Genomic DNA, 12,552 nt, shown 5'->3' with positions numbered 1-12,552 from the left:
GATAAAATGTCAAAATTACCAAATTGCCCAGAATGTAACTCAGAATATGCCTACGAAGATCGCGGTCTATTAATTTGCCCGGAATGCGGACATGAGTGGAGCGCCGTAGCAGAAGAAGCTACCGAAGAAAAAGTGTTCAAAGACTCAAACGGCAACGTACTAACAGATGGCGATTCTGTCACAGTCATCAAAGATCTTAAAGTAAAAGGCGCATCAAACCCAATCAAAATGGGGACAAAAGTAAAAAATATCCGCCTAGTAGACGGCGACCACGACATTGATTGCAAAATCGACGGCTTCGGCCCAATGAAATTAAAATCAGAATTTGTTAAGAAGATATAAAAAAACAGCGATTCTCTAATTCAGAGAGTCGCTGTTTTTATTAATTCTGCACAAAAACCGTTTCAAACACAAACGATTCATACGTATGGCGCGTAATCGAATATTCGAACACTCGACCGTCTTCCAAATGCGCTAATTTCTCAATTTCCATCATAAAAGTAGGTTCTTCTAAATCGAGGAGCTTACTATCCTCTTGATTTGATTTATCCCCGCGCACCCAAACATGGGCACTCTGCATCTTGAGTTTCAAATCATCACGAATATAATTATAAATCGAATCTTCTAAATGGTGCGGCTCAAGTCCTGGAATAATCGCAAGTGGCATATAAGTATGTTCAATCGAATAGGCTTTATGACCAACTTCTCTCATCCGGATGATTCGGTAAATATAGTCATCCTGCATCTCTAATTTTTCTGCGACTTCTTTCGATGGTTTTTCAATGGAAAATAAAATGACTTTCGATTTAATGTTGTCTTTTCCAAATGTATTTACAAGTCCAGACATTGGCCCTAGCGCGAATTCACCGCCGTTAGTAGAATGAGATTTCACGAAAGTACCAGCCCCGCGGCGCCTAATAATCATGCCTTCTTGTACAAGCATATCCAGTGCTTTTTTGACAGTGAGCTTGCTGCAATCATACGTGCGAGCCATACTATCCCCATCAGGCAATTTCTCGTTAATTTCGTATTTATTTTGATTGATTTTATCACGGATATCTATGTATATTTCCATGTATTTAGCCATTCCCGACATTTTATTGGCTCCTTTACTGATGTAATAAGCATAGTATACCATATACTTTTACAAAAAGGTATCCCTATAAACAAAAGTATATATCTTTTTATAAAAGTATTGTTTTTTAAATAAATGTATGCTATATTTATTTTGACAAAAGGGAGGCCATAAAAAATGAAAGAATTATTAACGTTTCCAAAAGATTTTTGGTGGGGCTCTGCGTGGTCTGCGGAACAAGCAGAAGGTCGCGGCGACACTGGTAAGGCAAAAACTGTTTGGGAGCATTGGTTTGAAACAGAACCGAATCGCTTTTACGAAGGTGTAGGTTCAGAAATTACAACAGATCATATTAATCGGTATAAAGAAGACGTTCAGTGGATGAAGAAAACAGGACAAAATTCGTTCCGGATTTCGATTTCGTGGGCGCGAATGTTTCCGAATGATGGTGTTGGCGAAGTGAACCCGAAAGCTATTGCGTTTTATCGCGATTTACTTACTGAAATGAATGAAAACGGTATCAAACCATTCGCGAACTTATATCATTTCGATATGCCCGTTGCACTTCAAGATGCTGGTGGCTGGGAATCAAGGGAAGTTGTTGATGCCTATGTTCATTTTGCAGACACTTGTTTTAAAGAATTTGGCGATTTAGTTTATCACTGGTTTACATTTAACGAACCACTTGGACCGATTCTTGGCGGTTATTTAGAAGATTTCCATTATCCGAATCAAATCGACTTCAAACGCGGCGCACAAGCTGGTTTTAACACGATTTTGGCACATGCTTTAGCTATTAAAGCTTTCAAAAAATTAAATTTGTCATCCAAAATCGGCGTTATTTTAAACCTTAGCCCGACTTATCCGCGTAGCCAAAACGAATACGATTTAGAAGCTGCGGAAATCTGTGATGCTTTTTATACGAGAAGTTTCTTGGATCCGATGGTTAAAGGAACTTTCCCAGAAAAATTAGTAGAAATCATGCGCGAATACGATCAAATGCCGGAATATACGGAAGAAGATTTGACGATTATTAAAGAAAATACGGCGCAAATTCTCGGCCTAAATTACTATGAACCAAGACGCGTGAAAGCTCGTTTAACGGCTATTAATGAAAAAAGTCCGTTTTTACCAGATTGGTTTTTTGAACCGCACAATATGCCAGGTAAACGAATGAATATTTATCGCGGTTGGGAAATTTATGAACGTGGGATTTACGATTTATGTATTGATATTCGCGATAATTACGGCAATATCGAATCATTTATTTCTGAAAATGGTATGGGTGTAGCGAATGAAGAACGTTTCTTAAATGAAGAAGGACAAATTCAAGATGATTACCGGATTCAATTTGTTAAAGATCATTTGGCGTATGTACATCAAGCGATTGCAGAAGGTTGCGATATTAAGGGGTATCACCTGTGGACGTTCATTGATTGTTGGTCGTGGATTAACGCATATAAAAACCGTTACGGACTCGTTTCACTTGATGTCGAAACGGGCAAACGCACAATGAAGAAAAGTGGCGAATTTTATAAAAAAATGAGCGACATGAACGGTTTTGAATATGAAACAAGCAAACTAGTTGGGACGAAAAGGGAGGAAACAACTAATGGCTGAAACGAAAAAGAAGTCGATTGTTAATGGGTTTATTAATGTAGCACAACGTCTTGGTGGTCAAATTCATTTGCGTTCATTGCGTGATGCTTTTGCGAGTATTATGCCGTTCATGATTTTAGCTGGTTTTGTCACACTGATTAACTATGTTATTTTAGAACCGACTGGCTTTATGGGCAAAATTGTTAACCCAGATACACTTAAAACATGGCAAGAGATTGGTATTTCAATCGGAAATGGTACCTTGAGTGTTATTACGCTTTTAGTCACTGTGGCGATTTCGTATCATTTATGTTTGAACCGTGGCTATAAAAATGTCATTGCTCCAATTCTTGTTGCCTTATCTTCATTTATCGTCGTAACACCGATTGCGATGACGTTCCTTCCAGAAGGCGCATCAAAATCAATCGAAGTACCAAACGTTATTCCAGTTAGTTATACTGGTGCGTCAGGCATGTTCGTCGGTATTATCGTTGGCTTAATTGCAACCGATTTATTCATTAAATTATCGAAAAATAAACGTATGCAAATCAATTTAACAGGAAATATTCCACCGGCAGTTATTAAATCATTTAACGTGTTAATTCCAATTATGATTACGGTTATTATTTTCTCAGTTGTGTCATTTGCAGTTAATCAAATTTTCAGCATGGACTTTAACACGCTTGTTACAACGATTATCACGAAGCCACTTAGCTATGTGACGACAAGTCTTCCAGGATTCTTGCTAATTACATCCATCGCCAACTTATTCTTCGGCTTAGGGATTCACCAAGCAGTTATTTCTGGTCCGTTACTAGATCCATTTTTACTTCAAAATATGCAAGAGAACATGGTGGCTTATGCTAATCATCAAGAAATTCCGCATATTATTAACATGGCTTTCAAAGATACATTTGCAGTTATGGGTGGCTCAGGAAACACGATTGGCCTACTAATTGCCATTTTCATCTTTGGAAAACGAAAAGACTATAAAGATATTTCCAAGCTATCAGCAGCACCGTCGCTATTTAATATTAGTGAACCAATTATCTTTGGTTTACCGATTGTCTTCAACCCATTACTAATTATCCCGTTCGTATTAGCGCCGATTTTCTCTTTAACAACTGCGTATTTTGCGACGGCAGCAGGTTGGATTAATCATGTAGTAGTACAAACCCCGTGGACGACACCGCCGATTATTTCAGGTTTCTTAGCAACTGGTGGGGACTGGCGCGCGTCCGTTCTACAAGTAATTATCATTGTTATAACAGTCTTTATCTATCTACCATTCCTACGCATGGATGAAAAAGTTGCTTTTGCTACAGCTCAAAAAACAGAGGCAAAATAAGGAAGGAAGTCTAACCAATGAAAAACATTTTATTAGTATGTAATGCTGGTATGTCCACAAGTTTCTTAGTAGAAAAAATGAAAGCAGCAGGCGCGGAGCAAGGTATTGAAGCAAATATCTGGGCTGTATCCGACGCTGAGCTACACGAAAACTGGGAAAAAGCAGATGTCATTTTGCTTGGACCACAAGTTGGTTATTTAAAAGGAAATACAGAAAAAGTAGTGGAAGGTAAAATTCCGGTCGAAGTAATTAATATGCTAGACTACGGTCGTGTAAACGGAGCAGCAGTGCTTGAGAGAGCAATCGAATTAATCGGTTAAAAAAGTAAGGGAGTGTGGCTTATAGTCGCACTCCTTTTTTATCGGGGAAGAAAGTGTTATAATGTGTGAAAAGGAGCGGAATTATTATGAAATATGTAAAATCACAAATGAAGGAGCTTGTAAAAGATAGCGTAGACTTGCAAGAACGCCTTCAAAAGCTAATGAAAGAAATGGACTTAGAAAAAACTTTCGCTTTAAAAGCACTTTATCATTCAGAAGTAGCTGATGGTGGACCGTACCAAACAGCTTATCAAGATTTGGATTATAAATATAAAGATTAACATCAAATGGCTCTGCTAAACAATTAGCAGAGCCATTTTTAGATATATTTTCCTTGAATTTCTGCTAAATAATCAACAAAATTATCGTAAAAGTCATCACGGTTTTGAATGGTTACATGCGTTCCAAGTTGGAGCAAAAAGCGGTACCCAGCCTCATGATCGGGAAGTGTCACTTTTACTAAAAAATGCTCTTCATCTTGCTGTGAAATTTCAACTGGATCAAAGCGTTCAACGATTTGTTCACGAGCTATTTTATCTACAATTAAAGTGACTTCATGCATCAAGAACGTGGGTCTATCACCGGTCATGCCGAATGGTTTTACAACAAAAGGCCGTGCTTCAAAAGTGTCTTCCAGCGTTTTCAGTTCAACAATACGCGACATTTTAAACGTCCGAAAATCGCTACGTTCCAAGCTGTAACCTTGCAAATACCAAGAACGATTCCTAAACAGGAGGTGATACGGCTCAGTTTTACGAACGGTTTGATTGCCGGTTCGATCAATATAGCTGAGTTCCACTAGTTGATGTTTTTTTATCGCTAAATATAAACTTTCGACTTTTGCATTTAACTCTTTTTTCATGGATAAATTGGAGAAATCAAGCGAAATCGAACTTTTGGGTGGTTCGCTGGAATGTTCGAGCATGTTTTTCATTTTTTGGAGCGTTTTTTTAGTTTCTGCGGAAGAAAGTAATTGTTCCATACCGTCTAAGCTGGCGATAATAGCTGTTAAATCATCTGCTGTCAGAAGCTTTTTATCGACTTTGTAGGTAGGCATAATTCCAATGCCACCTTTCGTTCCGGCAATCGTGTAAATCGGGATGTTCGCCATCGAGAGCGTGTCAATGTCGCGAAAAATAGTACGTTTAGAGACCTCAAACATCGTAGCCATTTCAGAAGCACTGACTAACTCACGTTGGAGGAGCAGCATGATAATTCCGATGAGTCGCTCGATTTTCATTTTTTTCTCCTTTTTTCGAAATGATGACAGACAGTTGTCATCATTCGCGTGTTATAGTTACATCATATCAAAGTTAAGTAACTTTTTGGAGGGAAATATTATGGCATTTGAAATTGTTGAATTGAAAAAAGAAACATTTACTGGAAACAAAGTAGAAATCCCTGAATTTGATCCACAAAAAGGCTTTGGCCCAATGAGCGAAATCAAAGAATCAGCCTACACAAAATTTGCAAAAAACGAAAAAGACTACGTTGGCATTAACGCAAGTCTTGACGGCTTACAATATTATATCGTGGCAAGCGCGAACGGCGAAAACAGCGACACAACCTTCGACATTCCAGCTGGCAAATACGCAAAATTCGTAACAAGCAAAACAGACCGCCCAGCTCTAGACGGCTTCATCGGCGCAGCATACGGCGAAGTGAGCCAAAGCGACACGGTTGGTATTGCAGGATCGTTTAATTTGGAAGATCTTAGAGAAGCGGATTTTACGCTTTATATTCCGGTTGTTAGTAAGTAAGTTGAGGAGATCTCTTTCGGATGAAAGGGGTCTTTTTTTATTTGTATAAGTAAAAAAATCAAAAATGCCCTAATAAGTTCTGTATTTGAGTATGTTATTACACAGAGGTTCACAAAACGCTCACAAAAGGGAAGTAGTTACGATGCTATAATAGAGGAGTGGAAAACTAGACATAGAGAGGAATCACCAAGATGAGAGAGATAAAAGTCAACGAAGCGACGTTCCAACAATATGCCTCGAACTTAGACAGCAAAAGCGCGGGAAGCTATTTGCCGTTAAAAGGTGGGAATATGGCATACTCACGAGCGAATTCTATCAATCAATTACGGTCTGCATTGATTGATTTAGTCGATGTGGTAGAAGATTTCCAAGCCGTGACCAAGCAAGATGCCGGCAGATTAAAGAAAATGGGTATGGCATACGCGAAACAAGATCAAGTGATGGGACAGAAAATAAATCAGCTGGAGGTGCGATAGATGGACAGCGCGCACAGCCAGTTGGAACAGCAGCTACAACAAGTGAAAAAAGCGCAGGATGTTTTGCAAGATAATTTGAGGCAGACTAAGCGCAAACAAGCGGAACAAGAATGGTTAGAAGAAGATAGCCATCAATTAGAATGTGAGAAACAAGGATTGCTGGACTTTTTGCGGGGTGGTTGGCAAGGGGAGGAAGCGAATGGTTTCCATCGCTATCTGGAAGAACAACAACATGAAGAAGTGGTGGCATGGCGAAAAGATTTATTGGAAAAACGCGTTCATTTGGAAGAAGAAGTGCAGACGACTAGAGCGGAAATGTATGATTTAGAAACCAAACAAACCTCCTTGCGAAAGGAGTGGAACCAATGAGTCGAATTGATATTGCAGAACTCAATGGCTTTCTTCAAGGATTACGAAGCAGTAACGCTGAGGCGAAGAAAATGATACGCGGAATTCAACAAGCAGCGAGCAAGTATGCGCAAGATAAAAGTTTAAAAGGGCAAGCGGTATCAGCTTCCCAAAGCTACTTTGCTTCCAGTTATCCCTCTATTGCACAAAGTATTTTAGAAGCTTTAGAAGAAAGTGAAGAACGTTTAGCACAATACATACGCGAGTTTGGCAGCCAAGTCGATAGCTCGCCTTCCGCCCGAATCGATGCGGAAATCCTTCAAGAAGCAATGGCGAAAGTGGCACATTTGCAGCGAAAAGAAGAAGACTTACATCGCCAACTCACCGCGCCGAATACGAAGCCGGATATGCAACAAGTCTACGTAGTTCAAGCAAGAAGCACTCACACCCAATTACTGCAAGCCATCCAAAAAGAAGATATACTAGAGAGGTATATCGCCTTTGAACAAAGTCACGCCCAGTTTTTCAGCGCGTTAACCGAACTCATTCACTCCACAGGACGAGCGGTGCAAGAACTGAAACAAAATGTGACCTTCCATGAGAAAACAGGCACCTATACTGTGTCCCAAAGCGTCCATTCATCCATTAGCTTGATGAGAAAAGCACTGGATAAAGCACGCAAAGAAAACGCCAAAGATCCCTTCCCAGAAGCATTCGAAGACTATCATTTATTCGCCTATACGTATGTGAATGACAAAGGCGAAACCGTTACGATGTGGCTGCTGGAACGGAATGGCAAACGCGTCAGTAACAAAGAACTCCAAGCTTTTCTAGAGGAAAACGGAGCCGAGTTAGACCCTATTCTGTACACAAGCCTTTCCGGTGAAGAGCTCGAACGCAAAGTAAATGACGCATGGAAAGAGGGCGTCAACTACTTAAATGGTCAAAAAGTAACTGGGTTTTCCGGGGCAACACTAAGGTCATCCGCCTACGTAGCTAGCGTGAAGGATGCGATGGATGACGCTGGACTAACTGATATGGCACTAGGATTAGGCTTTGGGATTGCGGCGGCGAGGAATAAAGCAGTCATCCCGAAAAAACAAAATGACTTAAAAGTAAGCAATTTTAATAAAGACCAAATCCTGAAAAATATTGAAGCAAGTAAAAAAGCAAGAGAAGCTTCTAATTTTAGTGAGTATTTAAAGAGAGAGAAAGAGGTTTTAGAGCAAATTAAGAAAGCTAATGGAGAGGAAACTTTCAAAATACCAAAAGCAACTGAGCTAGTTATGACTGAAACTGTTAATACTCACATATTAGAAATAATTAAAAGAGGCGTGAATGCTGGAGAATTATCAAGACCGTATATTGATTCAGATGGAACTGAATTATTAGTGCAAGAAATTATGGATTCGAGGATGCCGATAATGGATATTTACTTGCCAAACGGTTTGCGATGGGATGTGTCAGGTTCGTTTAATGGTCGTGGGCAAGGAAACTGGGAATTAGTTGTGGATTTAGATACGAATAAAATAGTGCATTTTAATTTTACCAAATAGGAGAGGAAGCTAAATGTTTAAAATTATTGAATCAAAAATAAAGTCTCAAGGACAATTGTCTTATTTCAAAGATTCACATGAGTTTATATCAGAACCAAGAATTAATTCTGATACAACCATTTTAGTAGGTTACATATACATTGGTTTTGATTCCGAGTATAACGAATCAACACAAATTTGGGGATTTCACCATGATTTTAATTGGAAATCGAGTAAGTTGACACCTCCTAAATTTATACAAGGAAAGATTATTTTGAATGAAGATTTTATAAATCCTGGCGAGAGTAAAAGAATAGGTGCAGCAAATTCGTGGGAAACTATTTATGATGAAAGTAGTGGGTGGCTTAGATTTGGAGGAGTAAATAATTCGATTGAAACCAGTTATGTAGAATTTTTCCCTAATACTATAATGGGAATTGATGAAAATGGCGATATTATGGAGTTATGGTTGTGCCCCACTTTGAAATAACTAAGCGAGTAAAAGATATTACGGATAAAATAGGTGAAATACATTCTATTTATTCAACACAAAAGCTTAAAAAATATTATAAGGATGATAAGGAAAAAATGTTATATTATGGGATAAAACAAAGAAAATGTTGAATGAATTATAAAGTATAAACGGAGAAATAATATGAATAGATATAAAATCTTAGGTGAATATAAAGACTGGTGCGAGATTTATAAAGATGGAAGCCTCATTCATAATGGTTCGTCTATAGGGATTGTAAGCCAAGTAGATTCTGAACTTTGTTTAAGGTTAAATTACGGAACAAATAAACATTTCTATTCGATATTGAAAAAATGTGGTGATTTTATTTTAGCCGTCCCTAAGAAAGCGGAATTTTTAAAAACTGAATACAAATATGAACCTATTATTTTTAATAAACAAGAATTTGATGAATTTATTGACTGTATTTATGTAGATGAAAAACTGATTTCTAGTATACCGCAGATAAATAAGGAAGATCTTTTAAATATGTGGTTCGTATCAAATCCACAGCATAAAACCTATATCAATGAAATGGAAATTCAGGAAAATATTATTAATAATATTTTATTCTTTTCTGACGATGAGTATGATATATCTTGTCTAAAAAACGTTATTAATAAACCTGATTTATCAGTACATCCAATAGACAGTAATTATGAAGTTATCACGATTTATATGGATGGAGATACAGGAATGTATGAGTGGAAGGGCATAGTAATTATAGATAATAACGCTTATTTAAAAATTGATACACATTATTATATAAATTAAATGCAAGAATTCAAGTTGTTAAACTAGCGTATATTAGCAGTGAATCTTTTGATGATAACTGAGATTTATATCGTTCTATAAATGGTCCTAAAGATGCTCAAGTTCGAAATTATAGCAGATTTATTTCTGAGTATTTTAAAACTAAGCCATTATTAAGAATATTAACCTCCTTATCCATTATTTAGTAAGTAGATGGAATGATAAATAAAAAGATAGGAGTGATTTTTATGATCAATGAACTTCAAAAGAAAATTGATGAAATAAATTACTGGGATTTACTAGTATTAGACATTCAAAGTAAATATTTTGGTGATGAAGTATATATTTATATAGAAAAAGATGAGGAGATTTGTTGGAAGCTATCATTTACTTCCTGCTATAAAGTTTCCTATGAGACCGATGCAAAATGGCGTGGAGATTTCAAAGTTAGAAATACAGGGCCGAAATCAGGCTATTATGCTCAAGACATTTCGTTAAATAGATATGCGGAATACGAAGACTTTATTGAATGTTCTTTTGATGCGTCAATTATGACAATGAATATTATTTGTAAGGGAATCATTGTAGAAGAGGTGAACATGGCAGACAGTTCATTTTTTTGGAAAGATTATTAAATTAATCATAACAAAAAGATAAAAACCAAAAATTATTCGATACAAGACATAGAAAAAGAACTGAAAGAGGAAAATAATACGTGAATAATTTACGAATATCAAAGTACTGGGAAGATAATAATTTATTAGAAATAAAAGTAAGTGCAGAGTCAGAGTTTGTGAAAATACATCAATTGTGCTATGTGCAAGATGCTTATTTAAAGGGGGTTGGTGAGAAGATTATTGCTTATTCTTTAGATTATAATGAAGGCTGTTATGTGGAGTTTGGCCAAAAAGAAGGCAATTTCACACCAGCATTTTCACACCAGCATTTTCACTGGATTTTCTAAAGGCAGATGTTTCTGGACATGTGAAAATAGAATTGGATATGGAAATTGCTGATAATCCTGATAGAGCACATAGATGTAATTTTTATATTAATAGCGAAATAGGGCTGATTGAGCAATATGGGAAGAATCTTATTCGGCTATCTGAAAATAAACAGGATGAGGTTTTGTTGAATAATTAATCAGTTAGGAAGAAATATTATCCTAAATCTATAAATAAAACTAATATTGGGGTGAAAAATGAAAAAAGAAAATGAATTCCTTTCTTCTGTCTCTTTTGAAAAGGCAAGTCGTATCCTCAAATTAAAAGATATCTATGAAGTCATGAAAGGCGATAAAAAGCAAAGTTTCTCTATTGAACTGAAGAAAATAATAATTCTGCTGCTAGGTTTATTATTTCCAGTCTTAATGGTATGTAGTTTTGCTATAGAACTTGCTGGAGGAAGTTTCATTATTGCTAATAGTATCGTAATAATAGCGGAATTACTTATTATTATTTGGATGTGCTATCAGTTTTTCAAAGTGTACCCTCCTTTTCTAAGGAATTATGGATATAAAACCTATTGCTATTCAATTGCGAAACTAGTATATATTTCTTATTTCGCAGTAGGACTTGGAATGACGAAAGGGAATCATATCATTAATTTTTCGGTATTTTTGATTGCAATACTAGTTTTTTTATACCTTTATAACAAGGTGGAGAAAAATATGATTTTAGAAGAAATTAATAATACGTTCAACCAGAATTATAAAACCTCGAAAGTTTTGACTATCATGTTAAGGATTTCTGGGTTTTTAGCTGTAATTGCGTTAATAGGTATGCAATTTTATAGGATGAATAAGTCTTGGATTATGCCTTTGACTGGAGCTAACGAGGCTATTACTAGTAGTGTATTAGATGATATGATAGGTATTGTTTTTGGGGTTCCGTTATTACTACTGATTACTTTAATCCCAACATTTTTTCTATTTAAAGCAAATCTTTTCGTTCGAGGTAAAGTGATTGAAATATACGCAGAGGAATTTCGGAGGACAACTAATTTTACCGAGAAAGAATGGTACGGAGAAAAATAGATTTTAACAAGGGCCTCCCAAGGTGGTAGAGATGATGAAAAATGTGAGTTATGAAGAAGCGCGAGATACAATCAGTTCCAAAGAAATAGAACAGATTAATACAATGAAAGAACATACATCTAACTATATAGTTAAGATAGTGGTGAGTATTTTATTTGCCTTATTACTATGTTTACCAGCAATCAATTATTATCCAATATACCCAGCAGTAGCTTGTATTCTTATAGGTAGCCTGTTAATTAGATATGTTACGTTACAACCAATTTTCAAAGTAACAAACTATAACTTGGTATTATATTTAGTATGGCAAACTGCTGCAATCTTTTTTATGATTGTTTTTTTACGAGTAGAGGCAGATAGATATCACTTGATTCCGTTAGTTTATATTATTTTGGGCTACGGAGGTTCTATTTTATTAATTCGGGCTCGAGTAAATACATATGTGAAAGAGATATTTGAAACGACAGCTAAATCTGGGAAAAAAGTGTTTTCAAACATAATTACTAAAATTTTAGGAGCTTTTCTGGTTCTTGCTGTAATTGCTGTTTTATTTTATCGTGTAAATAAATGGTGGCTTATGAATATGGATGCCGCAGTAGGAAATTCAAGTTTTTTAGAATATGTTGTATGGGGAATCGGTTTGTTAATTTTGCTTATTGGCTTTACTTTGTTGCCAACATTACTATTTTCGCCATCTCAATATGTAAAAGCAAGATTGATTGAAAAATATGCAGAAGAATTTCGAAAAACTTATGGATTTACGAAGAAAGAATGGTACGGAGAAAAATAGCT

At 36.4% G+C, this 12,552-nt stretch carries 17 protein-coding genes; 15 read left to right on the top strand and 2 right to left on the bottom strand.

The window, feature by feature from the left end; genetic code table 11:
- The first annotated feature begins 6 nt into the window (after positions 1-6).
- Positions 7-342, top strand: a complete 336-nt coding sequence (locus OC533_RS06575; protein ID WP_003760313.1) for a zinc ribbon domain-containing protein YjdM — start codon at positions 7-9, stop codon at positions 340-342.
- A 40-nt stretch (positions 343-382) separates the two neighbouring features.
- Here the strand turns inward: OC533_RS06575 and OC533_RS06570 are convergent, their stop codons facing one another.
- Positions 383-1,096 carry a GntR family transcriptional regulator gene (locus OC533_RS06570; RefSeq protein ID WP_010990376.1) on the bottom strand — a complete coding sequence of 238 codons (714 nt, stop codon included), beginning with the start codon at positions 1,094-1,096 and terminating at the stop codon, positions 383-385.
- Positions 1,097-1,252: 156 nt separating this feature from the next.
- On the opposite strand from OC533_RS06570, the gene OC533_RS06565 reads away from it, so the two are divergent.
- The 4 genes from OC533_RS06565 to OC533_RS06550 all read left to right on the top strand — a co-directional run bounded on the left by OC533_RS06565 (position 1,253) and on the right by OC533_RS06550 (position 4,623).
- Positions 1,253-2,695 carry a glycoside hydrolase family 1 protein gene (locus OC533_RS06565; RefSeq protein WP_194322549.1) on the top strand — a complete coding sequence of 481 codons (1,443 nt, stop codon included), beginning with the start codon at positions 1,253-1,255 and terminating at the stop codon, positions 2,693-2,695.
- Positions 2,688-4,022, top strand: coding sequence for a PTS sugar transporter subunit IIC (locus OC533_RS06560; RefSeq protein WP_003760326.1), 1,335 nt, complete (start codon positions 2,688-2,690; stop codon positions 4,020-4,022). Before OC533_RS06565 ends, OC533_RS06560 begins: the two co-directional genes overlap by 8 nt.
- Positions 4,023-4,039: 17 nt before the next feature.
- Positions 4,040-4,342 carry a PTS sugar transporter subunit IIB gene (locus OC533_RS06555; protein ID WP_003760328.1) on the top strand — a complete coding sequence of 101 codons (303 nt, stop codon included), beginning with the start codon at positions 4,040-4,042 and terminating at the stop codon, positions 4,340-4,342.
- Between the two features lie 86 nt (positions 4,343-4,428).
- Positions 4,429-4,623 (top strand): hypothetical protein, encoded by a 195-nt coding sequence (locus OC533_RS06550; protein WP_003724301.1) that lies wholly within the window; start codon positions 4,429-4,431, stop codon positions 4,621-4,623.
- Between the two features lie 38 nt (positions 4,624-4,661).
- Here OC533_RS06550 and OC533_RS06545 read toward each other — a convergent pair whose 3' ends face one another.
- Positions 4,662-5,582, bottom strand: a complete 921-nt coding sequence (locus OC533_RS06545) for a helix-turn-helix transcriptional regulator (RefSeq protein ID WP_194323162.1) — start codon at positions 5,580-5,582, stop codon at positions 4,662-4,664.
- A 100-nt stretch (positions 5,583-5,682) separates the two neighbouring features.
- On the opposite strand from OC533_RS06545, the gene OC533_RS06540 reads away from it, so the two are divergent.
- The 10 genes from OC533_RS06540 (at position 5,683) to OC533_RS06495 (ending at position 12,550) form a co-directional block, all read left to right on the top strand.
- Positions 5,683-6,102, top strand: a complete 420-nt coding sequence (locus OC533_RS06540; protein WP_160464291.1) for an effector binding domain-containing protein — start codon at positions 5,683-5,685, stop codon at positions 6,100-6,102.
- Between the two features lie 191 nt (positions 6,103-6,293).
- Complete coding sequence (locus tag OC533_RS06535; RefSeq protein ID WP_185511347.1) at positions 6,294-6,578, top strand: DUF3130 domain-containing protein; 285 nt, start codon at positions 6,294-6,296, stop codon at positions 6,576-6,578.
- Positions 6,579-6,947 (top strand): hypothetical protein, encoded by a 369-nt coding sequence (locus tag OC533_RS06530; protein WP_033533456.1) that lies wholly within the window; start codon positions 6,579-6,581, stop codon positions 6,945-6,947.
- Positions 6,944-8,482: a T7SS effector LXG polymorphic toxin gene (locus OC533_RS06525; RefSeq protein ID WP_185505414.1), complete on the top strand. Its 1,539-nt coding sequence runs from the start codon at positions 6,944-6,946 to the stop codon at positions 8,480-8,482. Before OC533_RS06530 ends, OC533_RS06525 begins: the two co-directional genes overlap by 4 nt.
- A gap of 13 nt (positions 8,483-8,495) precedes the next feature.
- A complete protein-coding gene (locus OC533_RS06520) occupies positions 8,496-8,951 on the top strand; it encodes a hypothetical protein (RefSeq protein ID WP_185323311.1) in 456 nt (151 codons plus the stop codon).
- Positions 8,952-9,116: 165 nt separating this feature from the next.
- A complete protein-coding gene (locus OC533_RS06515; RefSeq protein WP_194323163.1) occupies positions 9,117-9,746 on the top strand; it encodes a hypothetical protein in 630 nt (209 codons plus the stop codon).
- A gap of 227 nt (positions 9,747-9,973) precedes the next feature.
- Positions 9,974-10,360: a hypothetical protein gene (locus tag OC533_RS06510; RefSeq protein WP_194323164.1), complete on the top strand. Its 387-nt coding sequence runs from the start codon at positions 9,974-9,976 to the stop codon at positions 10,358-10,360.
- An 80-nt stretch (positions 10,361-10,440) separates the two neighbouring features.
- Positions 10,441-10,689, top strand: a complete 249-nt coding sequence (locus tag OC533_RS06505; RefSeq protein ID WP_226894208.1) for a hypothetical protein — start codon at positions 10,441-10,443, stop codon at positions 10,687-10,689.
- 237 nt (positions 10,690-10,926) lie between these two features.
- Positions 10,927-11,760: a hypothetical protein gene (locus tag OC533_RS06500; RefSeq protein ID WP_194323165.1), complete on the top strand. Its 834-nt coding sequence runs from the start codon at positions 10,927-10,929 to the stop codon at positions 11,758-11,760.
- A gap of 34 nt (positions 11,761-11,794) precedes the next feature.
- On the top strand, positions 11,795-12,550 hold the full coding sequence (locus tag OC533_RS06495; RefSeq protein ID WP_194323166.1) for a hypothetical protein: 756 nt from the start codon (positions 11,795-11,797) through the stop codon (positions 12,548-12,550).
- Positions 12,551-12,552 lie beyond the last annotated feature (2 nt).

The organism is Listeria sp. Marseille-Q6474 (genome assembly GCF_946902005.1).
GTDB classification, from domain to species: domain Bacteria; phylum Bacillota; class Bacilli; order Lactobacillales; family Listeriaceae; genus Listeria; species Listeria innocua.
This window is presented reverse-complemented; position numbering and strand designations above follow the sequence as displayed.

Excerpts from the sequence above, each read along its gene's own strand:
- OC533_RS06575 (WP_003760313.1), top strand. The coding sequence starts at position 7 with ATGTCAAAATTACCAAATTGCCCAGAATGTAACTCAGAATATGCCTAC.
- OC533_RS06570 (WP_010990376.1), bottom strand. The coding sequence starts at position 1,096 with ATGTCGGGAATGGCTAAATACATGGAAATATACATAGATATCCGTGAT.
- OC533_RS06565 (WP_194322549.1), top strand. The coding sequence starts at position 1,253 with ATGAAAGAATTATTAACGTTTCCAAAAGATTTTTGGTGGGGCTCTGCG.
- OC533_RS06560 (WP_003760326.1), top strand. The coding sequence starts at position 2,688 with ATGGCTGAAACGAAAAAGAAGTCGATTGTTAATGGGTTTATTAATGTA.
- OC533_RS06555 (WP_003760328.1), top strand. The coding sequence starts at position 4,040 with ATGAAAAACATTTTATTAGTATGTAATGCTGGTATGTCCACAAGTTTC.
- OC533_RS06550 (WP_003724301.1), top strand. The coding sequence starts at position 4,429 with ATGAAATATGTAAAATCACAAATGAAGGAGCTTGTAAAAGATAGCGTA.
- OC533_RS06545 (WP_194323162.1), bottom strand. The coding sequence starts at position 5,582 with ATGAAAATCGAGCGACTCATCGGAATTATCATGCTGCTCCTCCAACGT.
- OC533_RS06540 (WP_160464291.1), top strand. The coding sequence starts at position 5,683 with ATGGCATTTGAAATTGTTGAATTGAAAAAAGAAACATTTACTGGAAAC.
- OC533_RS06535 (WP_185511347.1), top strand. The coding sequence starts at position 6,294 with ATGAGAGAGATAAAAGTCAACGAAGCGACGTTCCAACAATATGCCTCG.
- OC533_RS06530 (WP_033533456.1), top strand. The coding sequence starts at position 6,579 with ATGGACAGCGCGCACAGCCAGTTGGAACAGCAGCTACAACAAGTGAAA.
- OC533_RS06525 (WP_185505414.1), top strand. The coding sequence starts at position 6,944 with ATGAGTCGAATTGATATTGCAGAACTCAATGGCTTTCTTCAAGGATTA.
- OC533_RS06520 (WP_185323311.1), top strand. The coding sequence starts at position 8,496 with ATGTTTAAAATTATTGAATCAAAAATAAAGTCTCAAGGACAATTGTCT.
- OC533_RS06515 (WP_194323163.1), top strand. The coding sequence starts at position 9,117 with ATGAATAGATATAAAATCTTAGGTGAATATAAAGACTGGTGCGAGATT.
- OC533_RS06510 (WP_194323164.1), top strand. The coding sequence starts at position 9,974 with ATGATCAATGAACTTCAAAAGAAAATTGATGAAATAAATTACTGGGAT.
- OC533_RS06500 (WP_194323165.1), top strand. The coding sequence starts at position 10,927 with ATGAAAAAAGAAAATGAATTCCTTTCTTCTGTCTCTTTTGAAAAGGCA.
- OC533_RS06495 (WP_194323166.1), top strand. The coding sequence starts at position 11,795 with ATGAAAAATGTGAGTTATGAAGAAGCGCGAGATACAATCAGTTCCAAA.